This window comes from Amycolatopsis sp. NBC_01286 (genome assembly GCF_035982555.1).
In the GTDB taxonomy this organism is placed as follows: Bacteria; Actinomycetota; Actinomycetes; order Mycobacteriales; family Pseudonocardiaceae; genus Amycolatopsis.
Genome location: NZ_CP108428.1, coordinates 43,250 through 65,890, shown reverse-complemented (window position 1 = coordinate 65,890; position 22,641 = coordinate 43,250). Strand labels below are relative to the sequence as shown.

The window sequence follows — 22,641 nt, the reverse complement described above, 5'->3', positions numbered from 1 at the left end:
AGGACGAAAGGGGCGTCACGTGAACTACCTGCTGGAACACGGCTTCCGGGTGCTCGGACAGCGGATCTCCATCGCCGAGTTCGCCGGGCAGGTGTTCGCGCTGGCCGTGGTGTTCCTCGCGCAACGTCGCACCTTGTGGACGTGGCCGGTGCAGGTCGGCGCCACGGTGCTGCTGTTCGCCGTCTACGCCTCCGCGCACCTCGGCGGGCTCGCCGCCCGGCAGGTCGCCATCCTCGCCATCTCCGTCTACGGCTGGTGGGCCTGGACGCGCCGCAAGGACCCGGTGTTCGGCGTTGTCGTGCGCCAGGGCCGGCTCACCGAACGGCTCGTCATGCTCGGCACGTTCGTCGCCGGCACCACCGTGATGGCCCTGGTCCTCGACGCGCTGCACGCCTCGTGGGCGCCGTGGCCGGACGCCGCGATCTTCGTCGGCACCCTCGTCGCCTTCGGCGCGCAGGGCGCGGGGCTGGTCGAGTTCTGGCTGGTCTGGCTGGTCGTGGACGCGATCGGCGTGCCGCTGCAGATCTCGTCCGGGCTCTACTTCTCGGCCGCGATCTACATCGTGTTCGCCGGGCTGGTCGTGCACGGCTGGTGGACCTGGAACCGCTCGGCCAAGCAACGCGTCGCGGCCCGCGACCACGGGGTCATGGCAGCATCCAGCTGAGCACCGGCGTGCTCTGCCCGAGCACGATCAGGCACATCACCAGCAGCAGCCCGAGGCTCCACGGCAGGACCTTCCGCAGGAGCTTGCCCTCTTCGCCGGGCAGGTTCGCCGCGACGCAGGCGATGGTGAGGTTCTGCGGCGAGACCATCTTGCCGAGCACGCCGCCGGAGCTGTTGGCCGCGGCGAGCAGGTCCGCGGGCAGGCCGGTCTGGTGGGCCGCCGTCACCTGCAGCGCGCCGAACAGCGCGTTCGCCGACGTGTCGGACCCCGAGACGGCGACGCCGAACCAGCCGAGCACCGGGGACAGGAACGCGAGTGCGGCGCCGGCGGCCGCGATGAACGTGCCGATCGTGCTGGTCTGACCGGACAGGTTCATCACGTAGGCCAGCGCGAGCACGCCGGTGACGGTGAGGATCGCGAAGCGCAGTTCCTTCACCGTCGCCAGCCATTCGCTCAGCGCGCCGCTCGCGGACACGGCCAGCACCGCCGCCGTGACGATCCCGGCGATCAGCACGAGCGTGCCGCCGGTGTTGAGGAACGGCAGCGAGAACGTGTTGCCGGACACCGGTTTCCCGTTCGGCGCGGCGACGTTCAGCCCGAACCAGTGGAACTTCCAGGTCGCCTTGTCCAGCAGCGCCTTGATCGGCGGCAGCTGGCCGAGCGAGAAGATCACGATGATCAGCGCGTACGGCAGGTACGCCTTCACGACGTCGCCGCGGGCATCCTCCGGCGGCGCTTCGGTGGTCGTCGTCCCGCCCATCCCGACGCGGACGGCTTCGGGCACCGGACGGCGGGTCTGGGGCAGCGCGACCAGCGCGGCCGCGCCGGCGAGCGCGGCGCCGATGTCGGCCAGCTGCGGCGAGACGAAGTTGGACGCGAGGAACTGCACGAGCCCGAACGCGACACCGCAGACCAGCGCGGGCAGCCACGTGTCGCGCAGGCCGCGCTTGCCGTCGACGATGATCACCAGCAGCAGCGGCACGACCAGGGCGAGCAACGGCGTCTGGCGCCCGACGATCGAGGACACCTGCTCCAGCGGCAGCCCGGTGACCTGGGCGAGCGTGACGACCGGCGTGCCCATGGCGCCGAACGCCACCGGCGCGGTGTTCGCGACCAGCGCGACGACGGCGGCCTTCACCGGGTGGAAGCCGACGGCCACGAGCATCACGGCGCTGATCGCGACGGGCGCGCCGAAGCCGGCGAGGGCCTCCATCAGGGCGCCGAAGCAGAAGGCGATGATCAGCGCCTGGATGCGCGGGTCGTCGGAGATCCGGCCGAACGAGCGGCGCAGCACGTCGAAGTGCCCGGTCCGCACGGTGAGCCGGTAGATCCACAGCGCGTTGACGACGATCCACATGATCGGCCACAGCCCGAACGCGGCGCCGGACAGCGCGCCGGAGACGGCCTGGACGATCGGCATCCCGAACGCGGCGATCCCGACGACCAGCGCGACCAGCAGCCCGATCAGGGCGGCGTGGTGCGCCTTCATCCGGACGACGCCGAGGAGGACGAGCACGGTGGCCAGGGGCAGCACGGCGACGAGCGCGGACAGGCCCAGCGAGCCGAGGGGAGTCACGTCTTGTATGAACAGGGCCTGCACGAACACGGGCGACCTCCGTTTTCCACGATGCGAAAACGGCCTTTCGGCGGAGTGCCCGTGATCCTCCTCACAAACCAGGCGTTACGTCAAGAACTTGACGCCACACGGCCCAACGAGTCAGAGCCTCACGTGATCCAAGGGTCGACACGCGTGTCTGGAGGGTCGACACGCGTGATTGGGAAGTCGACACGGCGCAGGCGGGCTCGGGAGTCGTGTCGACCTCCCAATCACGCGAGTTGGCGTGCCAATCACGCGAGTTGGCGTTCTGATCACGCGGGTTACGGCTGGGGTAGGACGGCGAGGGCCGTGTCCGCGATCGCGCGGAGCTCGGCGGGGCTCGAGCCGCCCTTGCCGAGGGCTTCGATGCCGCGGGTGACGGCCAGCAGCAGGCTCGCGAGGTGGGCCGGGTCCTGGTCGCCGGCGATGTCGCCCGCGCGCTGGGCGGCCGCGATGGCCGCCGTCAGCTGCTCCCGCAGCTCGCGGAAGACGCGCTGGGCGCGGGCCGCGACGGCTTCGTCGTGCTCCGCGCACTCCGCGGTGCCCTTCGCGAGCATGCAGCCGCGCCGGTCCCGGTCCGCTGCCGTGGACTCGGCGATCCCCATGACGTAGTCGCGGATCCGCTGGTGGGCGCCGCTGTCGGGACCTTCGAGCGCGCGGCGCGTCGCCTCGGCGGACTCGGTGCAGTAGTCGTCGAAGACGCGCAGGAACAACGCGTGCTTGTCGCCGAAGGCGCCGTAGAGGCTGCCCTTGCCGAGGCCGGTCGCGGCGGCGATGTCGTCGATCTTCGTGCCCGCGTAACCGGTCGCCCAGAACTGGTCCCTGGCGGCGCGCAGCACCGCGTCCTGGTCGAAGCTCCGGGGTCGTGCCATGGCCTCAGCGTACCCATTCTTGACTGTCTCGTCCATAACGGCGTAGGTTCTGGACGAGACAGTCAAGAACTCGACCAGGGGAGCATCGTGACCAGCACACTGAAGGACAAGACGGCCGTCGTGACCGGCGCCGGCACCGGCATCGGGCTCGCCATCGCGAAGCGGTTCGCCGCCGAAGGCGCGCACGTGTTCATCACCGGGCGGCGCAAGGAGGTCCTCGACGACGCCGTCGCCGAGATCGGCGGCAGCGTGCAGGCGATCCGCGCCGACTCCTCGAAGCCCGCCGACCTCGACGCGCTCTACCGGGCCGTCGAAGAGCGCGGGAAGGGCTTGGACGTCGTCGTCGCCAACTCCGGCGGCGGCGTGAGCCAGCTGCTCGGCGAGATCACCGAGGAACAGCTCGACGCCACGTTCGCCACGAACGTCAAGGGTGTCGTCTTCACCGTGCAGAAGGCCCTGCCGCTGCTCAACGACAACGCGTCGATCATCATCACCGGCTCGACGACGTCCACGCGCGTGGCGCCGGGCATGAGCATCTACGCCGCGACGAAGGCCGCCGTCCGCAACTTCGCCCGCACCTGGGCCCTCGACCTGGCCGGCAAGAGCGTCCGGGTGAACGTGCTGAGCCCGGGACCGACGCACACGCCGGGCCTGCTGGGCCTGGCCGACCCGGGCGCGGAGCAGGAGCTGCTGGACGGGATGGCGGCCGCCGTGCCGCTCGGCCGCGTCGGCGCCCCCTCGGAGATCGCCGGCGCGGCACTGTTCCTGGCGTCGGCCGACGCAAGCTTCGTCAACGGCGTCGAGTTCTTCGTCGACGGCGGCCAGGCGCAGGTCTGACCGGACTCAGCGCAGGGTCGCGTGTGACGGCTTGAGGTCGGCGAGGGTGCGGACACCCAGCAGCTGCATCGTGCGGACCATCTCCGTGCGGAGGATGTCCACGCAGCGCTGGACGCCGCGCTCGCCGCCGGCCATCAGGCCGTAGAGGAACGCGCGGCCGACCAGGACGGCGTCGGCGCCGCGGGCGATGGCCGCGACGATGTCGCCGCCGGACAGGATGCCGGTGTCGATCCAGACCTCGGCGCCGCCCTGGATCTCGTCGAGCACCGCCGGGAGCAGCTCCAAGGGTGTCGGCGCGCGGTCCAGCTGGCGGCCGCCGTGGTTCGAGATCAGCACCGCGTCGGCGCCGTGCTTGACGACGTCGCGCGCGTCGTCGACGTTCTGCACGCCCTTGACCACGAGCTTCCCGGGCCAGGTGCGGCGCACCCAGTCGAGGTCGTCGTAGTTCAGCGTCGGGTCGAACAGCTTGTTCAGCAGCTCGGCGACGGTGCCGTCGAAGTGGCTGAGCGAGGCGAAGTTCAGCGGCTCGGTGGTGAGCAGGTTGAACCACCACGCGGGGTGCGTCGCGCCGTCGAGGAACGTCTTGAGCGTGAGCGCCGGCGGGATGGTCAGGCCGTTGCGGACGTCACGCAGCCGGGCGCCGCCGACCGGGGTGTCGACGGTCAGCATGAGCGTGTCGAAGCCGTGTTCCCACGCGCGATTCATCAGATCTTCGCCGGCGCCGTGGTCGCGCCAGACGTAGAGCTGGAACCACTTGCGGGCCCCGGGCGCGGCGGCGGCGAGGTCCTCGATCGACGTCGTCGCCATGGTCGAGAGCCCCACCGGGATGCCGTTGCGCTCGGCGACGCGGGCCACCGCGCTCTCGCCCTCGTGCTGCATCATCCGGGTGAAACCGGTGGGGGCGAAGGCGAAGGGCAGGGCCGACGTCTTGCCGAGGATCTCCCGCGTGGTGTCCACATCGGACACCCCGCGCAGGACGTTCGGGTGGAACTCGACCCGCCGGTAGGCCTGGCGGGCGCGCAGCAGGCTGTCTTCGAGCTCGGCCGCGCCGTCGGTGTAGTCGAAGGCCGCCCGCGGGGTCCGCTTGCGTGCGGCCATTCGCAGGTCGGCGATGGTGTGCGCGTTGCCGAGCCGCCGGTCGGTCGGGTTCAGCACGATCGGCTTGGGCCGCAGGAGCTGCTTCAGCTCGTCCGGCTTCGGCAGTCGGCGCTTCGTCACCTTCATCAACTCCCTCAACAGCCTGCACGGCGAACGGGACCCGGCAGACATCGGATGTCTGCCGGGTCCCTTTCTAGCACCAGGTCACGCGCTGCCGGAATCCGACGTCTGCGGCCCGGCGGCCGCGACGTCGTCGAGCCGGTACTTCGTGGCCGCTTCGAGGACCTTCGCCTGGTCGACCTCGCCGCGCTTGGCCAGGATCGACAGCGCGCCGACGGTGATCGACTCGGCGTCGACCAGGAACTTCCGCCGCGCCGCGGGCCGGGTGTCGGAGAACCCGAACCCGTCGGTGCCGAGCGTCAGCATGTCGGTCGGCACGTACGGGCGGATCAGGTCCGGCACCGAGCGCATCCAGTCCGACACCGCCACGACCGGGCCGTTGGTGCCCGAAAGCGCCTCGGTCACGTACGGCACGCGCGGCTCGCTGCCCGGGTAGAGCAGGTTGTCGTGGTCGATCTCGACGGCCTCGCGCCGCAGCTCGGTCCACGACGTCGCCGACCACACGGCCGCCCGCACGCCCCACTCCTCGGCGAGGAGCTTCTGCGCCTTCAGCGCGTCCGGCATCGTGACGCCCGAGACCAGGATCTGCACCTCGGGACCGTCGCCCTCGGGGGCGTCCGCGTACTTGTACAGGCCCTTCAGCAGGCCGTTGACGTCGAGGTTCTCCGGCTCGGCGGGCTGCTGGTACGGCTCGTTGTAGATCGTCATGTAGTAGAAGACGTTCTCGCCGTTGCCGTCCGGGCCGGTCTCGCCGTACATCCGGCGGAGGCCGTCCTTCACGATGTGCGCGATCTCGAACGACCACGACGGGTCGTACGCCACGGCCGCCGGGTTGGTCGACGCCAGCAGCAGCGAGTGCCCGTCGGCGTGCTGCAGGCCCTCACCGGTCAGCGTGGTGCGCCCGGCGGTGGCGCCGATGACGAACCCGCGGGCCATCTGGTCGGCGGCGGCGTAGAGGCCGTCACCGGTCCGCTGGAACCCGAACATCGAGTAGAAGATGTAGATCGGGATCATCGGCTCGCCGTGCGTCGCGTACGACGTGCCGACGGCGGTGAACGACGCGGTCGAGCCCGCCTCGTTGATGCCCTCGTGCAGCAGCTGGCCCTTCTCGGACTCCTTGTAGGCCAGCATCAGGCTCGCGTCGACCGACGTGTACGTCTGGCCGTGCGGGTTGTAGATCTTGGCCGTCGGGAACATCGAGTCGAGGCCGAACGTGCGGGCCTCGTCCGGGATGATCGGGACGACGCGCTTGCCGATCTCGGAGTCCTTCGCCAGCTCGCGGACCAGCCGGACGAACGCCATCGTCGTGGCGACCTCCTGCTTGCCTGAGCCCTTCCGGACGCCCTCGTAGACCTTGTCGCCGGGCAGCACGAGCGCCTTCGCCGACTTCGGGCGGCGTTCCGGCAGGAAGCCGCCGAGCGCCTTGCGGCGGCCGATCAGGTACTCGATCTCCGCCGAGTCCTTGCCCGGGTGGTAGTACGGCGGCAGCTTCGGGTCGCGCTCGAGCTCCTCGTCGCTGATCGGGATCCGCTGCGAGTCGCGGAACAGCTTGAGGTCGTCGAGGGTGAGCTTCTTCATCTGGTGCGTGGCGTTGCGGCCCTCGAACGCCGGGCCCAGGCCGTAGCCCTTGATGGTGTGGGCCAGGATCACCGTCGGCTGGCCGTGGTGCTCCAGCGCCGACTTGTAGGCCGCGTACACCTTGCGGTAGTCGTGGCCGCCGCGCTTGAGGTTCCAGATGTCGGCGTCGGAGAGGTCCTTGACCAGGTCCTTCGTCCGCGGGTCGCGGCCGAAGAAGTGCTCCCGGACGAAGGCGCCGTCGTTGGCCTTGTACGTCTGGTAATCGCCGTCCGGCGTGACGTTCATCAGGTTGACCAGTGCGCCGTCGCGGTCGGCGTGCAGCAGCGAGTCCCACTCGCGGCCCCAGATGACCTTGATGACGTTCCAGCCGGCGCCGCGGAAGTACGACTCCAGCTCCTGGATGATCTTGCCGTTGCCGCGCACCGGGCCGTCGAGCCGCTGCAGGTTGCAGTTGATCACGAAGGTCAGGTTGTCGAGGCCTTCGCCGGCCGCGATGTGGATCAGGCCGCGCGACTCCGCCTCGTCCATCTCGCCGTCGCCGAGGAACGCCCAGACGTGCTGGTCGTTGGTGTCCTTGATGCCGCGATCGCGCAGGTAGCGGTTGAACCGCGCCTGGTAGATCGCGTTCATCGGGCCGAGGCCCATCGACACCGTGGGGTTCTCCCAGAACTCCGGCATCAGCCGCGGGTGCGGGTACGACGGCAGGCCGCCGCCCTCACCGGCGTGCGAGTACTCCTGGCGGAAGCCGTCGAGCTGCTGCTCGGACAGCCGGCCCTCGAGGAACGCGCGGGCGTAGATGCCGGGGGAGGCGTGCCCCTGGATGTAGATCTGGTCGCCGCCGCCGGAGTGGTCCTTGCCGCGGAAGAAGTGGTTGAACCCGACTTCGTAGAGCGCGGCGGACGAGGCGTAGGTCGAGATGTGGCCGCCGACGCCGACGCCGGGGCGCTGCGCCCGGTGCACCATGATCGCGGCGTTCCACCGGATGTAGGCCCGGTAGCGGCGCTCGATCTCCTCGTCACCGGGGAACCACGGTTCGTTCTCGGTGGGGATGGTGTTGACGTAGTCCGTCGAGGTCAGCGCGGGCACACCGACGTTGCGTTCACGAGCGCGCTCCAGGATGCGCAGCATCAGGTACCGGGCCCGCTGCTGGCCTCCCCTGGCCAGCGCCTCGTCGAAGGAGTCCAGCCACTCGGCGGTCTCCTCCGGGTCGATGTCGGGCAGGTGCGCAGCCAATCCGTCACGGATTACGCGTACGCGTGCCGGGGTCTCCTTGCCGGAGGCGCCGTCGTTCTGCGGGGCCAAGGGGTCTCCTTGCGAAAAGTTGTAGCCGGTGGTGCTCGTACTCGGGGGTGTACGACTCTCCATCGTCGTCTTCCCTCCCGGCTTCCGCACTGCTACTAGGCGGTAACATCAGCCGACCCGATCGAGTCGCTCCCCGCGCGCGGTGTATCCGCGCGCGCGTTTTCTTCCTCATCACCCTAGGGGACGGGCTCCGGCGGGGTGGCAGACCGGTCCCCGAGGTACCCGATACGCCGTCGCGGCGGGGGCCCCGCGGCCCGTATCCTGCGACACGAGTTGTCACGGATCCGGTGTGGACGGTTGCGCGCAGAGCCACACCAGTGTTCGCTATCGGCAACCGGGTAGCCGAGTGTGGCGCAGCCGTACCCTCCACGAGGGTGCTCGAGCGCCACGCTCCGTCGTAGTTGGAGGAGTGAAAGCAGTGGTCGCCGCGGGAGACGCTGATCAGACCGGCGTCGCCGAGAGGCTCGGCATCAAGCCCGAGATGGTGGTCCAGGAGATCGGCTGGGACGAGGACGTCGACGACGACGTCCGCGCGGCGATCGAGGAGCAGATCGGCGGGGACATCCTCGACGAGGAAGCCGACGAGGTCATCGACGTGGTGCTGCTGTGGTGGCGCCAGGACGACGGCGACCTCGGCGACGCGCTCATCGACGCCAGGGGCCCCCTGGAAGAGACCGGCGTGATCTGGGTGCTGACCCCGAAGACGGGACAGCCCGGGCACGTCGAGCCGAGTGAGATCGCGGAAGCGGTGCCCGTCGTCGGGCTGGCCCAGACCGCCAACATCAGTGTCGGCGCGAACTGGATCGGCACGAGGCTGGTGTCCCCGAAGTCGAAGTCGAAACAGCGCTGAACCGGCCCCGCCCGGCTGACACGATAGGGTTGTCGTCGCAGGCACGTGTCCGTACGGGAGAGGAAACGCGGTATGACCGTCGAGGTCGGTTCTGAGGCCCCTGACTTCACACTGAACGACTACAACAAGCAGCCGGTGCAGCTGTCGTCCTTCCGGGGCGACAAGCCGGTGCTGGTGGTCTTCTACCCGTTCGCGTTCAGCGGCATCTGCACGGGCGAGCTCTGCCAGCTCCGCGACGAGTTCGCCGACTACGACAACAAGGGCGTCCAGGTACTGGGCGTCTCGGTCGACACGCCGTTCTCGCTCAAGGCGTGGGCCGAGAAGGAGGGCTACCAGTTCCCGCTGCTGTCCGACTTCTGGCCGCACGGTGACGTGGCGCGCGCGTACGGCGTCTTCAACGAGCAGGCGGGTCTCGCGGTCCGCGGCACCTTCCTGGTCGACAAGGAAGGCGTGGTCCGCTTCGCCGAGGTGAACGCCCCGGGCGAGGCACGCGACCAGCAGGGCTGGAAGAAGGCCGTCGCCGAACTGGCGTGAGGCTCCACGGCGGCGGTCCCCCTTGCGGGGTGGGCCGCCGCCGTCCGGGCGCATAGCTCAGCGGAAGAGCACTCGGTTTACACCCGAGCGGTCGCAGGTTCGAACCCTGCTGCGCCCACCAGGTTTTATCTTGCACACCGTTAGCAAATGAAAGAATGTCGCGCGGTGTGACATCATTGTCACTTTCCGTATCGTTGTGGTGCGCGTCGCGTCGGTCGTCATACGGCCGGTCTGCCGCCCGTCCCGCCCCGATGGGATGCGTCCCATCGGGTGAATCTCCCGGCCCGTCTGCGGTCGTCTGGGACGCCGTCACGGCGCTCGCAGCGCCGTCCGCGTCCGCCAGCCGCACCGACAACTCCTGCGCGAGCAGCGCGGCAAACGGCTCCGTCAGCTCGACCCGCACCACCGATCCGTCGCGCCCGATGAACAGCTTCACGAAGAAGCCCTGGTTAATCTGCCGCCGGATGGGCTTCGGTGCGCTCACGTACGCCCGGTGGCACTGCCCTGCCGCCATCAGGGCCGCCTCAAGCGTGGCCTCGACCTCAGCCGTAGACGTCTGGGCCGCCACGATCATGGCGTCGGCCTCAGCCAGCGCGCGGGTTAGCCGCTTCATCTCCGAGCCAAGCACCTCTTCGGGGATGTGACCCGCGTAGTGGGCCCGCAGCAGCTTCTGCCGTTCGTCCGTCGCCTGCTGCTTGCGCTTGACGGCCAGTGTCGCGTGACGGCGCGCCTCCTCCTGGTCGGCAGTCAACAGTGCCCGCACGCCGGCCCGAATCGCCTCGATGTGAGCCGCGCTCACCTCGAACCGCTCGTAGAACCGAGCGATGCCCTCCTCGATGCGCTCCAGCCGCACCGCCGGGCGGCGGCAGTTGCTCGTCTTGGTCTTCTTCTTGACGCACACGTAGTAGGTGTACGCGCCCCCATTGCCGACGTTAATCGAGTAGACCAACCGTCCGCCGCAGTCGGCGCAGTAGATCGTACTTTTCAGGTAGTGCATATGTTTGCGGTCCTTCTCGCCCAGGTGGGCACGAACCGCCAAGATGTCTTGAATCGCCAGCCACGTCTCCGGCTCGATCAGGGGTTGGTGCTTCCCCTCATAGTGAATGCCTTGGTAGCTGACAATTCCCATGTAGTACGGGTTTTGCACCATGTGGTAGAAGGTCGTCAGGCCAATCGGCCGCTCCGGCTTCGTCGCCGTCGGCCGGCTGGTCAGGCCCCTGGCAGTCGCCTCAATCAGCAGGTCAGCGGCGGCCCATTCGCCCGTGGCGTACTGCTCTAAGCACCACCGCACGAGGTCGGCCCGGTCCGCGTCGAGATCTACGTCGGCGAACGTCACCCCCGCCACCGTCTTACGCACATTCACATACCCAGCAGGCGCCCGGTAGGGCGTTCCGCCCTCCTCGGCCTTCCGCAGCAGCCCCTTCATGACCTCCTGCGCCAAGTTGCCAGAGTAGAACTGCGCTATCTCCGCCAGCAGCCCGTACAGCAGCTTGCCGCTCGGGGTGTTGTCGATGTTCTCCGTGCACGACACCAGCTCTACGCCATGACGCCGCAGTAGCAAGTTAATAGCAATGTCGTCCTCGCGGTTCCGGGCCAGTCGGTCGATCTTGTGCACGATGACGTAGTCCGGCTTAATCGTCCGTACATCACGAAGCATGGCTTGCAGCTCATCACGGTCGGCCGAGCGCGCTGACTCGCCAGCGTCGATGTAGACCCGATGCACCACTGCTCCAAGCAGTCCCGCTTTCGCTAGCCCTGCGTCGCGCTGAGCCGGAATCGAGTAGCCTTCCGTCCCGCCGCCGGTCCGCGCTTGTTCCTTCGTGCTGACGCGCGCGTACACGAAGGCGATGGGGGTCTCCCGGCGCGCGGTGCTCAGCTGAGCCTTGGCCCGGGACGGCCGCAGCGTGCGGCTCCCGGCTACTTCTAAAGCGCGGCTCGTGCTCTTCTCTTCAGATGACATAAATTCCTCCTCTCAGGGTTGTTAAGTTCAGTCCTGGTCGTCATCCGGCTCGCCGAATGGCGGCGGCTTCGCGCCCGTCTCCGCCAGCTGCACCGAGCCAATCCGGCCAATGAGTTGGGCATCGACCGCTGTGGCTTCTCGATGGGGCAAACTGGCGATCTCCAGCTGTGCGCCCGCCTTTCCGACCGCCCACACCACCCGGCTGTAGTCTTCGGCCCGGATGGCCACCTGACGATGGTCGTAGGCGATAACAAAAGCCAGGTCGTCGCGACGGCCCAGTTCGCCGAGGAGCGCCGTCAGGCCTGGTCGGCTCATGGTCGAGCTTGAGCCTCGGTCGATGTAGGCACCGAGAACGGTGAGTCCGAGTTCATTAGCTCGGTGCTCGCAGACGCGGTTTTGAGCCGCCAGCGCCCGGCCCGCATATCGGTGGTCGTCACGGGCCACGCGAAGGTAAATAAAAGCTTTGATATGGTTGTAAGTTTCAGGCATTAATCGAACCTTTCAGTTCTACGGAACCATTATTGGAATTCCTCTCCATCATTTTTTCAGGGTTCTTAGGAAGTGCCAAGACGGGATATCCTGTCCTTATTTATGGTCCTTGTTGAAATTGCAGGTTTGGGGTGACGGGTAGCGGCTGTGAGGCCGCCACCCGTCACCGTGAGGAAGAATCGAAAGGGTTACCCTTCGGTTCCGGCCTTGCGGCTGCGCCCCGCCGCCGGCTTGGCCGGTGACGTTGGCTCCTCGGCTGCCGCCTCGCCCGGAGACGTGCCGAACAGGCCTTCAATGGCCGCCCGGCGCGAGTCGGCTTCCTTCTGGATCTCCGCCAGGGCGGCGGCTGCCCGTTCAGCGAAGTCGGGCTCGGCCCGCTTCGTCGCCACGTACAGCTCAACGGCCCGCAGGATGGCAACCGTCAAGTTGATCTCGTCGAGCTGAGCGACGAGGGCGAACTGGGCGTGCAGTTCCGGCGGCAGCTTGATGCCAAGCGTTTTGACGCCGTTCTTTGCGTTGGGATCAGTCACAGCTGATCTCCTCCTCGGTGTTGGTGTGGCCGCCCATGCCCGCGAGGAATGCGAGCGAGGGATGAGCAGCCACAGGCCACCGGGGAGGGGTGGCCCGGTAGATGCGGCTCACGACACCGCACCTACCTGCGTCGCCCGCCACGCTGCCAGGCGCTCCTCGGCCAGCCGGGCATACTCCGGGTTCAGCTCGATGCCGACCCAATCCCGGCCGTACATCTCGGCGGCCACCGCCGTGGTCCCGGAGCCCATGAACGGGTCGAGCACCCGGCCCGGCCGCCAGTCAGCCCGACAGTTACAAGCGAGCCGCAGGGGGCCGGTGGCCAGCAACCGGCCGTGCAGGCGCTGCGGTGCCCGCTGCCACGGCGCGGCGCAAGATACGCACACCCGTTCCGGACATGTGGCGAGCAAACCTCTTCGCACGATACGGAGTGGAAACGTGGCGAAATGCGCGCCCCGATAGCTGCCGGTCGCCTCCACCCACCAGTCGCCGGGGTTCTTCCCCAGCGGGTGACTGGCGATCCCGGCCCGCTTCAGCCGGGCCAAGCCGTGGTTGAGGTCCACCCGGGGACTGCTGCCGCCGCCGAGGCTCGGCACCGCTGTGCGCGGCAGCGTCGGCCGAGCCCGGCTCGAGGACCGGCCGGCGCCTGCGGTCTTGGCGGGTTCTCGGACTGCGTCCAGGTCGAACGTGTAGCTCGCCTGCCGGGTGAAGAAATAGACATACTCGTGGGCGTTGGTGAACCGGTCGCGCACGCTTGACGGCGTCGGGTTCGGCTTCGCCCACACGATGGTGTTGCGCAGCAGCCACCCGGAGCGCGTCAGCCGTAGGGCAACCCTGCTGGGACCAAGCAGGAGAGACTTCTTGGTCGCGCCTTCGCGCTCGTGGCGGCTGTAGCCGTCGCCCAGGTTGAGGAATAGTGAGCCGGTCGGCACCAGCACGCGAGCGAGCTGGTCGCAGATGCTCGCGATCTCGGCTGCCCAAGCTTCGACATCCACTTCGGCTCCGACCTGCCCGTCGTTGCCGTAGTCCCTCATGGCCCAGTACGGCGGGCTCGTGATCACGCAGTCCACCGAGGCGTCGGGCAGCTCCGCCAACCGGTCGCGCACATCGCCAACCAGGATGCGCCCCGTGGGCACGCTAGAGTGGGTTGCTTGGCTCATCGGGCACCTCCTTCAGTGGGTTGGGTCAGAACGTCGGCAGCTTCATGCAGCAGGCCGACGCGAAACAGCACGCGGGCTTCCTTCAGGAGCTTGTGGATCTCACGGGTAATAACCGCCGCGCGGGTGCCATCGGGGACGAACCACCACACCCGCGGGAACACGCCGTACTGGCGCTGCTCAGCCCCGCTGTTCCAGTACCGCACGTAGGCTTCGAGCTTCCGGCGGATGGTGGGCGCACTCTCGGAGTTGAGGTCAATTTCCAGGAAGGTGCTGTACTCCCACCCGCCGATGCCGACCCGTGCGTAGCCGTCCGGTTTGAGGGTAGTCAGCGCGCCGCCGACGCCGTAGAAAGTCCGCCAGCACCGCGGTTCAAAGGTGAAGTCGAGCAGCTCAGCCCGGCCGGCGCGGGTCCGTTCGACCAGCTGCACATAGGTTTCAGCCACCGCTAGCGTGTGATCTTGGAAGGCGGTTTGGGCCTCATACGCCCTACGATGCCGCTGGGACGGGGCCTGCCCGAGGTCAAGCACCGCCGCGCCGAGACCAGACAGCCCATACAGGTACCCGGCACTGCCAGTCCGCAGCCCACCGATGCGACGGCGCAGTCGTACGACGAGCTCCAGCGTGAACAGCCGTTGCAGGGCGGCTCGGGTTTTGCGGGCTTGGGTGTCGGGCCGACCGACCGCGAAGTGCAAGCGCTGGAGCTGATGACCCGTCAGCAGCTGCAATTGACGGAGCGACTTCAAGATCTCCCAGTCGCGTGGGCTGAGCCGTTCGGCGACGAGGCGCGCTCGTCCACGGCCACTCATCTGAAAACTCCAAAGTGGCTACGAAAAGCGCTAGACAGTCGTTGGTAGCTATCGCGAATCTGCGCACGCCAGGGCGTCGCCAGCTCGACGCGATCGGTAGGCCGAGCGGCAGGGCTGGAAGATCGTTGTGGGCTCCTCATCGTGGTGCCCTCCGGCTCCCCAACGGCGCGCTGGGCGGGGTACTGCCGTGCCACCGTTTGAGCAGTTCGGCATCGACTTCAGCCGGGCCCATGCCGTAGCGGTCCGTACTGGCCTGCCGCACCTGCACCGGGTCGGCCAGGGCATCCGACAGCGCCGGGGTGGCGACCTCAAACGGCTGACTCGGCGCGCCGTTCACCAGTACCCGGGCCGCCGCGTGATACGCCGGGAGCCGCTCCAGATCCGCCGCCGTTACCGGCGCACCGAACACGTTCGCCAGAGTCCGGCCGTCACCCTCCGCCGGGCGGAACGCCACCCGCGCACCGACGTTGGCCAGCACCGCCGCTCTCAGCTCGCTACCGAGCTGATCAAGGTGCTGGTGGGCAACCGTAAACGACACGTTCGCACCCCGGGCTCTTGCGAGCACGTCAGCGAAGTCGAGCCCGGCTGTGAAGCTCTGCCACTCGTCTACGAACACCGACACCGGCCGTCGCTGGGGAGCGGGCTTCGCCGTCTGGCGCTGGATCGCCTGCCACAGCTGACTCAAGATCAAACTGCCGACCAGGCGGGCCGTCTCCGAGCCGAGCACCCCGGCGTTGAGGTTGATCAGCAGGATGGTGGGCCGCGCGAACACCGACGCCACATCGAACTTCGGGTGCGCCTGCCCGATCAGGTGGCGCACGGCCGGACGGGCCGTCCACGGCCGCAGCTTATTTGCCACCGGCTGCACCACCTGGGTCCGTTCCGGCTCCGACAGGTTGTCGAACCAGGCCAGCCACGGATCAATCGTCAGCGGGTCACCGACGCGCGCCGCCACCGACCGACGGAGCCGTGGGTTGGTCAAGATCGGGATGATGTCGGTCAGGCCGCCGTCCGGCAGGCGGCTGGCCAAGATCAGCCCGTGCAGGAGAACGTCGGCACTGCGCGGTCCAATGGCGGAGCCGAACAGCTCACGGAGCAGGCCCAGCACGGTGTCGGCTCGTCGCTCGGCGTCAGCCGGCGGGCCGCTCAACGGATTGAAGCCGATCACCGGACCGGGCACTCCGGGGTCGATCACCACCACCTGGTGACGCGAAGGCTGCGGCAGCCGCGCCAACACGTCCAACACCAAGTCACCCTTGGGCTCGATGACGATCAGGCTGCCGTCGGCCGCCGCTTCAGCCGTCACCCACTGAGCGAGGAGCGTCGACTTCCCGGCTCCACTGGGAGCGATCACGTGGCAGTGCGTGCCATAGCTGGACCGGGGCAACCACACCGCCGCCCGCCCGGCCGCCGGGTGCGTGCTGACGCCCAGGGGGCGCGCCGCCGCTCCGGGCGCACCCGCCGTGACCGCTCGGAGCAAGGGCGCCGGGGGCGGAGCGAAGTCACTGGCGCCACCTGCCACCTCCAGCCCGTCGAGGCTCCAGCCCAGCAGGACGGCCAGTTCGCTGGCGTTCAACATCCCCGACCACGACCGCGCACGTCCCATCACCACGGCCAGTTGCTCGGCCGTGCGCGTCGACTGCCGTGAGCCGTACACCCGGGCGTGCGCCGCGCTCGCCAGACCCAGCGCCGACACCGCCGGGCGCAGGAGTTCGGCGGCCCGGCGCAAGGTCGGGGCGACGCTGCCCACCCGGCCCCGCACACCAAACCGGGGCTCACTCAGCCGCGCCTTCCAGCCGCGTTGCTCTTCGCCGCCGGGCTGGTGGGGCGCCCCGAAGCCGAGCAGTTCCAGCGGCGACCGCTGATCGGGCGGGGTCGTCGAGGTCTGACTCGGCCCAATCACCCACTGCACTGCCACGGCTTCGCCGCTGCGCAGCGCGTCTTGCAGCCGCGTCAGGCCGGTAGTGACCTGCCGGGCAGTGTCCAGCCGGATGGGATGCACCACGCTCGTGACTCGGATCTCCCGTGCCGTGACTGTGGCTGGCCGCTGCGGGTTATCCGTCGCTGCCAGCACCAGGCCGGGGAGCTGCCCCCGAAGTTCGCCGGGCAACGTCCGCGCAATCCGGGCCTCTATCCCGAGCAGCCAGCGCACCCGGTCCGAATGCACCCACAACTCGAACACCACCACCGGCTGCAACCCCAGCAGGCCGTAGTGCGGCCGCCCTGCCAGCACCCGCACCATGGCCGTAACGTCCGCCAGCGTCGCGTCACGCGGCGGAAAAGCTTCGTACCAATACAGGTCGATCATCGCGCGGCCTCTCGCCGGGCGGGCTGCTCACCGTCCGGCTCGTTGGTTGGGGGAATCGCCGGGGGCGGTGGACTCGCGACCCGGGCGAGGGCAATGCACGCCCGTGCCAACTTCCGTAAAGCCGGGTGCAGCCGCTCCTGAGCTGTGACACTAAGCGGTTGTTCTGAAAATGACTCGGACATAAAACCCTCCTCTCGGGTAGTCCCGAAACGAAGGGAAGATGTGCACATTTAAGACAGCCTGTCCCGCTTGACACTGCAACTCGGTAGGCGTGTAATGGAATGCACACAGCGCCCCCGTTTCGAGGTCGTTGATGTGTAAAACACCTGAACGTAGTCACCAGTGCAACGCTTGCGGAGAAGAACTTCCTAGGGACTCTCTACTCGCTGCGCCTGGTGGCGCGTTCAGACTTTGTTATTATCTCGACTGCTCATGCCTCAACCTAGAGGCGTTTAACCAGAACAAAAGCCGAACGGTAGGCCGACGTTATGGCAAAACGCCTGACGACAGATTTTGAACAATCCGGTATTCTCGGCACACGCTGCGCCATTGCATGAACCCGGATTTCGGGACTAGCTCAACCCGGCCGGAGTCGGCTCCGCGCCGGCCTCGGCGACCGGTCGCCCGTCCTGCCATTGGCAGGCCAGCTCGCACGCCCAGGTCTTGTACGCCACCTCTCGCTCCTGGCGAGCCATGTCCTCGTCTTCGGTTCTCTCGACCAGCTGTTTACGGGTTCTTCGAGGCATCTTGGGCCTCCTTCCTGCCGGGGCAGAGCCGCCACAGGGCATAGCTCCGCCCCGGCGTGAATGTTGTGGATGAAAGATGGGCCGTGCGGTGCGAATGCTGCTAGCGCCGCCTACGCTCCATGTAGAGGCGAATCAAGAACAGCGCCGACACGATGCCCAGCGCGTAGATCAGTTGTACGGGCATCGCGTGGGCCACGCCGAGCCCGAATATGAGGACGAAGATGGCTGTCATGACCGAGCGGAACTTGCCGAGCATGGCGGCAAGCGGTGACTTGGAAGATTTGCTCACCGCGAACCTCCCTGCGCGCGATTGCGCTGCCGCGCCCGCACAATTTCCCGATCGACATCTGCTTGTGCGCGGTTCCAGAGCGCATTCAGCTGGTGCTCGGTGAAACGAGTCATCTTGCGTTGCTGCTCTCGTGAGACAGCTTTAATGTGCTGTATCCGCCGGTCCAGCCTTTGCAAATCATAACGATAGGAACCGAGCAGGCAGATGTTGAAGGCGATGAGCAGCACCACCGCCACGACGCATGCGACCGTGAGCATGGTGGATCACCACCGCTCGTAAGGTCGGTTGAGATAGTCGTCGATCAGGTAGCTCGAGCTCGCCCCGTACGTGACGTGCATCCGCTCCATGAGCGACAAAGTCAGGGGCGACACCCCGCGGTCACGGGCTCGCTGTATCCGCTGGTCCGACTCCTCGACCCGGTCGAAGGCGGTTTCGACCAGTTCGCCGCCCGTGTGGAGCGTCGAGGCGGCCCGGTAGTAGCGGTCGCGCTCGGTCACGTCGCTCGAATAGCTCACCGGGTCGGGAACCCGCCGGGCCGGAGAGCTCGGCGCTCTGCGGGCGAGGCCGGCGTCCGGTTGCGACCCGAGGTGGCCGCCGACCACCCGGCCGTATGCTTCGGTGGCTGCTTGGAACCTGTCCATCTTGTCTCCTTCGGTTGCGAACTGCGCTGGTTGCGCTGACGTCCGGCTGACACCGAGAAGTAGACAGGTCACGGGATCGTGCGGCTGCAATTTGGCACGAGCCTCGAACGTGACCACTGTGTTGCCGCAGCTCAGAGCCTTCAACTGGCCAAGATCATGACCACGGTTCACGAGCCGGGCTACGACTCCGTGCTGTCCTCGGGGTCGGTGCTCTCCGGGACGTCTAGTGAGATCGCGTCGATCCGCTCGCGAGCGGATCGGGCGCGGAGCTCCTGCAGGGCCTCAAATCGAGCATTTCGAGCCCATCGTTTGGACATCTTCGCAAGTCGTTGTCGGTTTTGTTCTTCCCAAGCCTGCATCTCGGGCAGTTCTTCACTGGTCGGGATGAAGCGGTTGGGTTCGTCTTCGCCCAGTAAATCTTGCGCTGCTGCGCGATCCGGAAATGGGGACACATAAGGATTATCGGCTGCTCGAGGGAATCTCTCTGCTTTCTCTACGTCAGAAAGGGCGAACCATGCCTCCTCGAATTCCTCAAGGGTCAGTCGGTCGTCCCTTGAGTTGGGCAACTTGCGCCGCCGCTTAGGCCTATTTTGATCCTCAGATCCGCTCTCCGGGGATGGTGGCAGTTCGCCCATGGCTTGGTTACCTATTAACTTAAGACAAGTATCGGTTCGCCAGCGATTCTTGTCAAAGTCATCGGTGGGGCGCTGCGGTGCTAGACTGCTTCTGCTTTGCTGTTGAGCTGCGAGGAGGGCGCCGTGGAAAACCTCGCGTTGACTGGTGACCATGAGCAGATCGACCGCTGCCTGCGAGCATTGGCGCAGGGTCATGGCATCTGGCGCAGCGATCTTGTTGATCGACTTAAGGGCGAGTGGAGCCCGCTACAGCGACACTGGAATATCAACTTAGCAAGCGGGTTGGAAGCGGTTCGAAACATCGTATGGTCTAACCTGATTGGCTACATTGAGAATCTGTATCCTCGGCGCGCTCACCGACCAGTATCACCGGAAGATGTTGATTGGTCGAAGGAAGTTGCTGAAATCAGCTTCAACGCATCGACTAAAAGAGAAGCCGTAGTGCTTCGACGAAGCAGTCTGCAGCAGCGACGCGACTGGCTATTGCTTAAGTATGGCAGAGACCGTAGCGCCTCGATGCGGAGCCTTCAGCGCATTTTGGACGAGGCCATCGAGCAGATCGCTGAACGTATGGTCAAGGTCGCCGCAGGCGCGGCCTCTTCCCCTGGAGTCAGCGTAGAGCTTGCGACCCCACCGCGTCCGCCGCGCCAAGGGAATTCCCTCGCTCATCTCGTCGAACTATCCGGCGAGCTTCAGCAAGCATTGAACTTCGTCCGCGATGCCTGCAAGGCTCAGAACCGTATCTTCTATACCTCCGACCTGCTGGTGACACTCCTCGACCTACCCGGCAAACGGGCGGCCCAGTGCTTCGACGAAGCTACGCATATCGGGCAGGCGGTCAGTATCCGCGAGCAGTTGGCAGCAACACTGGGCGACGACCGGCATCATGAACCCTTCGTGCCGTTCACATGGCTAGAGCGATCCGACGTGCAGCTCGCCGCAGAGTATGCGATCAGTGACGGTCGGCTCGTGGTTAGTGAGCTGCACCTGCTGCTTGCCATTCTCGACAGCGACTCTGCAACAAATCGCTGGCTGCAGCGACTCCTACGGGAGGAGTACCCGCAGGTGCGGGCGGTCGCCGAGCGTCATCGGCATAACGGGCCGACGGTCGTTAACAGCCCGACGCCCGACGGCCTGTGGTAGGAGCGCCGTTCGCAGAGGAGGCATAGCGATGGTGAGCGTGTTGATTGGCGGTGAAGATCGCTGGGAGCTGGGCGACGTCATCGGCTCGGGCGGTGCCGGCGAGGTCCGTATCGCCACCTGCGGAGACGGTGAGCCCCATGTGATCAAGCTCGTGCCGATAGCAGACGGCGCGCTTCGGGAGTTGACGATCACGCGCAACCTCGACGTTCCCAACGTGGTTCCGGTGCTCGGCACGGGCCGCACCGAAACCCACTTGGCGATGCTGATGCCCAAGGCCGATAGATCGCTCCGCGATCACATCAAGGCTGCAGGCGGGCCATTGCCTGAAGATGAGGCACTTGTCATCTTGTGCGATATTGCCCACGCCCTTGCCGGATTGGCACAGGCTCGAACGGCGGATGGCGGCGCGGGGATTGTTCATCGTGATCTCAAGCCTGAGAACGTGCTGTACCTTGACGGTGCGTGGAGCCTCTCGGACTTCGGCATTGCACGCCACGCTGATCACGCCACGGAAATGCATACGAGGCGGTATGGCATGACGCCGCACTATGCTGCCCCAGAGCAGTGGCGTGGCGAAACCGCAGCCGCCGAGACCGACGTTTACGCGTTCGGCGTTATCGCTTTTGAGCTGCTGATGGGTTCTAGGCCTTTCACGGGCACAGACCTGAGGCAGCAGCATCTTGCCTCTGAGGCGCCGCCCTTGACGGGGATTTCATCATCGCTTGCCACCGTTATCGCGGAGTGCTTGTACAAACACGCGGGGACGAGACCTTCGCCCGGTCGCCTCTTGAGGCGATTGCAAGAGGAAAAAGCTCGAGCGACTTCGGGGCAGACTCGGGTGACGACGGGTGGCATGAGTGCGCTGCAGGCAGCACACCTCGCCGAGACAGCGCGACGTGGTCAAGCCGCCTGGCAGGGGCAGCTAGCAAGCCAGCACCGTATAGAGCAAGAGGAGCTGTTCCGCGTTGCAACCGTGCAATGGGAGCAGATTAGTAATCATCTCAGAGAGACGATCGTTGAAAACGCGCCAACCTGCCATGTGACCGAGATCTCGGACCTTGGCTGGACTCTGCGGCTTGGTAACGCTTCGATTGTGCTATCCAAGCCATGTAAACAGGCTCCGCTAGATAGTGGGTCACCTGCCTTGCCCTTCGACGTCATTGCTCATTGCTACCTCGCGGTCGGTAGAAGTGTCCATGAACACTCGTTCGAGTTGCAGGCTGACTACTCCGGCCGGGCGCATTCGCTCTGGTTCTGCGATGCTCAGACCGAGGGACAATACGGTTGGTATGAAGTTGCTTTTTCGTTCGACCAGGCTTTTGACAGCATGGGAGATCCCAGTCTGGGATACAATGGCTACTTCTGGGTAAAGTCGACTTCAACAGGCAGAATTTACACCCCTCCAGGCCACTACCTGCCAATCGCTGCCATGCCAGACAGCGCGGCGCGGCTTTCAGAGCTAACCTCAGGTGTCGTGACCGGCCTCATGTATGGGAAGTTCAAAATAGCGTGGCCCTTCACTTTTCTCGCCCCGGGAGAAGCAGACCAGGTTTTAGATCGTTGGGTTACATGGTTTGCAGACGCTTCGCAAGGCAAGCTTCGGCGGCCCTCGGCCACGTCAACGCCAGCTCCTGGCGGCAGCTGGCGAACCGCTGGCCATTCGCCTGAGTCGTCAGTCTCGGCTAACGTTCCGCCGGCGCCGCGATTTAGTGCGCCTAACCAGGACGCCGCAGCAGCAAGCGCCCTCTCGGGTGAAGTTGACAGCATCCTTCGCGAGATTGGCTATGGAGGAGGAGGGTACGACGGGGCGCATTCGGTTGCAGTCGTGCTACACCGGTCGTCCGAGGAGCGCCAATGGGTCAGCCAGGAGCTGCGCGCGCAGCTCAACATCCAATCGTCCCCAACCCTAGTCTTTAGGCGCCTATCGGATAAGAAGGCCCGTCCTGCCGCTGCAGTTGGTGGTCTGATCGGGTGGGGTAAGGCGCGGCTGGCGCCGCTGCGCTTCCTAGATGGCGCGCAATATGAGGAGTTCACGTTTGCTTCCTCAAACCCGAGACTCGTCTTAGTTGAACGCCGGGCGCCTTCGCGCGGTGAAAGAGCTGGTCAGCTGCTCGCGGCGTTTATCGTCATTTCCGCTGAACCTGCGGCCCTGCGCGGTCGGTCTCCGTCGCCGTCATTGCGTTCCTGGTTCGATGGCCCTGAGATGACCCTCCCCCGCCTCGCTCTGCCTGAAGTGGTTCCGCCCTTTACGGCGCAAACCGCAACCGACATGTTTGAAACTCTGCTCGAAGCAGCCGGGGCTACTGCTAAGTCTTCGCCCTCGAATATCGACAACTGGGGCCAAACTGATGAGTCGTTCCTGCTGCCTGGGAGTGAGGGGCAGATAGATATCGAAAATGTGCCGAAGCCGCCGTCGAAGCGCGGCAGGAGTGCGCGACGGCGCCTACAACAATAGGGCCTCCTGTTTGTCTAGCATTGCCGCCA

General features: G+C 66.5%; 20 protein-coding genes, 1 tRNA gene and 1 pseudogene. 7 read left to right on the top strand and 15 right to left on the bottom strand.

Annotation, left to right across the window (positions count from 1 at the left end; all coding sequences use genetic code 11):
- The first annotated feature begins 19 nt into the window (after nucleotides 1-19).
- The gene (locus OG570_RS00290; RefSeq protein WP_326955149.1) at nucleotides 20-664 is read left to right on the top strand and encodes a nicotinamide mononucleotide transporter family protein; all 645 of its coding nucleotides are present in this window, start codon (nucleotides 20-22) and stop codon (nucleotides 662-664) included.
- Here the strand turns inward: OG570_RS00290 and OG570_RS00285 are convergent.
- Nucleotides 645-2,255: an L-lactate permease gene (locus tag OG570_RS00285; protein WP_326959816.1), complete on the bottom strand. Its 1,611-nt coding sequence runs from the start codon at nucleotides 2,253-2,255 to the stop codon at nucleotides 645-647. The two genes, OG570_RS00290 and OG570_RS00285, sit on opposite strands and share 20 nt — an antisense overlap.
- Before the next feature lie 287 nt (nucleotides 2,256-2,542).
- On the bottom strand, nucleotides 2,543-3,133 hold the full coding sequence (locus OG570_RS00280; protein ID WP_326955148.1) for a TetR/AcrR family transcriptional regulator: 591 nt from the start codon (nucleotides 3,131-3,133) through the stop codon (nucleotides 2,543-2,545).
- 87 nt (nucleotides 3,134-3,220) lie between these two features.
- Between OG570_RS00280 and OG570_RS00275 the strand changes: the two genes are divergently transcribed.
- Nucleotides 3,221-3,970 (top strand): SDR family NAD(P)-dependent oxidoreductase, encoded by a 750-nt coding sequence (locus OG570_RS00275; RefSeq protein WP_326955147.1) that lies wholly within the window; start codon nucleotides 3,221-3,223, stop codon nucleotides 3,968-3,970.
- 6 nt (nucleotides 3,971-3,976) lie between these two features.
- On the opposite strand, the gene OG570_RS00270 is transcribed toward OG570_RS00275, so the two are convergent.
- Together OG570_RS00270 and aceE are read right to left on the bottom strand one after the other, a co-directional pair.
- Nucleotides 3,977-5,188 carry an alpha-hydroxy acid oxidase gene (locus tag OG570_RS00270; RefSeq protein WP_326955146.1) on the bottom strand — a complete coding sequence of 404 codons (1,212 nt, stop codon included), beginning with the start codon at nucleotides 5,186-5,188 and terminating at the stop codon, nucleotides 3,977-3,979.
- A gap of 84 nt (nucleotides 5,189-5,272) precedes the next feature.
- Nucleotides 5,273-8,068, bottom strand: coding sequence for a pyruvate dehydrogenase (acetyl-transferring), homodimeric type (aceE, locus tag OG570_RS00265; RefSeq protein WP_326955145.1), 2,796 nt, complete (start codon nucleotides 8,066-8,068; stop codon nucleotides 5,273-5,275).
- 418 nt (nucleotides 8,069-8,486) lie between these two features.
- Here aceE and OG570_RS00260 point away from each other — a divergent pair, with 418 nt between their 5' ends.
- The 3 genes from OG570_RS00260 (at nucleotide 8,487) to OG570_RS00250 (ending at nucleotide 9,573) form a co-directional block, all read left to right on the top strand.
- Nucleotides 8,487-8,918, top strand: coding sequence for a DUF3052 domain-containing protein (locus OG570_RS00260; protein ID WP_247062584.1), 432 nt, complete (start codon nucleotides 8,487-8,489; stop codon nucleotides 8,916-8,918).
- A 72-nt stretch (nucleotides 8,919-8,990) separates the two neighbouring features.
- Nucleotides 8,991-9,452 carry a peroxiredoxin gene (locus tag OG570_RS00255; protein WP_247062586.1) on the top strand — a complete coding sequence of 154 codons (462 nt, stop codon included), beginning with the start codon at nucleotides 8,991-8,993 and terminating at the stop codon, nucleotides 9,450-9,452.
- A gap of 46 nt (nucleotides 9,453-9,498) precedes the next feature.
- Nucleotides 9,499-9,573 (top strand) — tRNA-Val (locus OG570_RS00250).
- Between the two features lie 711 nt (nucleotides 9,574-10,284).
- Here the strand turns inward: OG570_RS00250 and OG570_RS48225 are convergent.
- From OG570_RS48225 to OG570_RS00200, 11 genes and pseudogenes are all read right to left on the bottom strand, one after another.
- A pseudogene (locus OG570_RS48225) lies at nucleotides 10,285-11,412 on the bottom strand (recombinase family protein); the annotation flags it as partial.
- A gap of 27 nt (nucleotides 11,413-11,439) precedes the next feature.
- A complete protein-coding gene (locus tag OG570_RS00245) occupies nucleotides 11,440-11,901 on the bottom strand; it encodes a recombinase family protein (protein ID WP_326955144.1) in 462 nt (153 codons plus the stop codon).
- 188 nt (nucleotides 11,902-12,089) lie between these two features.
- A complete protein-coding gene (locus OG570_RS00240; protein ID WP_326955143.1) occupies nucleotides 12,090-12,431 on the bottom strand; it encodes a hypothetical protein in 342 nt (113 codons plus the stop codon).
- Between the two features lie 108 nt (nucleotides 12,432-12,539).
- On the bottom strand, nucleotides 12,540-13,589 hold the full coding sequence (locus OG570_RS00235; RefSeq protein ID WP_326955142.1) for a DNA-methyltransferase: 1,050 nt from the start codon (nucleotides 13,587-13,589) through the stop codon (nucleotides 12,540-12,542).
- On the bottom strand, nucleotides 13,586-14,395 hold the full coding sequence (locus OG570_RS00230) for a replication-relaxation family protein (protein ID WP_326955141.1): 810 nt from the start codon (nucleotides 14,393-14,395) through the stop codon (nucleotides 13,586-13,588). The genes OG570_RS00235 and OG570_RS00230 overlap by 4 nt, the downstream gene beginning before the upstream one ends.
- Nucleotides 14,396-14,531: 136 nt before the next feature.
- A complete protein-coding gene (locus tag OG570_RS00225) occupies nucleotides 14,532-16,703 on the bottom strand; it encodes a type IV secretory system conjugative DNA transfer family protein (RefSeq protein ID WP_326955140.1) in 2,172 nt (723 codons plus the stop codon).
- 572 nt (nucleotides 16,704-17,275) lie between these two features.
- On the bottom strand, nucleotides 17,276-17,449 hold the full coding sequence (locus OG570_RS00220; RefSeq protein WP_326955139.1) for a hypothetical protein: 174 nt from the start codon (nucleotides 17,447-17,449) through the stop codon (nucleotides 17,276-17,278).
- A 100-nt stretch (nucleotides 17,450-17,549) separates the two neighbouring features.
- Entirely contained in the window at nucleotides 17,550-17,738 is a 189-nt protein-coding gene (locus tag OG570_RS00215; protein WP_326955138.1) for a hypothetical protein, read from the bottom strand.
- Nucleotides 17,735-17,995 (bottom strand): hypothetical protein, encoded by a 261-nt coding sequence (locus OG570_RS00210; protein WP_326955137.1) that lies wholly within the window; start codon nucleotides 17,993-17,995, stop codon nucleotides 17,735-17,737. Before OG570_RS00210 ends, OG570_RS00215 begins: the two co-directional genes overlap by 4 nt.
- Nucleotides 17,996-18,001: 6 nt before the next feature.
- On the bottom strand, nucleotides 18,002-18,379 hold the full coding sequence (locus tag OG570_RS00205; RefSeq protein WP_326955136.1) for a hypothetical protein: 378 nt from the start codon (nucleotides 18,377-18,379) through the stop codon (nucleotides 18,002-18,004).
- 179 nt (nucleotides 18,380-18,558) lie between these two features.
- Nucleotides 18,559-19,014: a hypothetical protein gene (locus OG570_RS00200; protein WP_326955135.1), complete on the bottom strand. Its 456-nt coding sequence runs from the start codon at nucleotides 19,012-19,014 to the stop codon at nucleotides 18,559-18,561.
- Nucleotides 19,015-19,137: 123 nt separating this feature from the next.
- Between OG570_RS00200 and OG570_RS00195 the strand changes: the two genes are divergently transcribed.
- Complete coding sequence (locus OG570_RS00195; protein ID WP_326955134.1) at nucleotides 19,138-20,157, top strand: hypothetical protein; 1,020 nt, start codon at nucleotides 19,138-19,140, stop codon at nucleotides 20,155-20,157.
- A gap of 28 nt (nucleotides 20,158-20,185) precedes the next feature.
- The gene (locus OG570_RS00190; RefSeq protein WP_326955133.1) at nucleotides 20,186-22,612 is read left to right on the top strand and encodes a serine/threonine-protein kinase; all 2,427 of its coding nucleotides are present in this window, start codon (nucleotides 20,186-20,188) and stop codon (nucleotides 22,610-22,612) included.
- Nucleotides 22,613-22,641 lie beyond the last annotated feature (29 nt).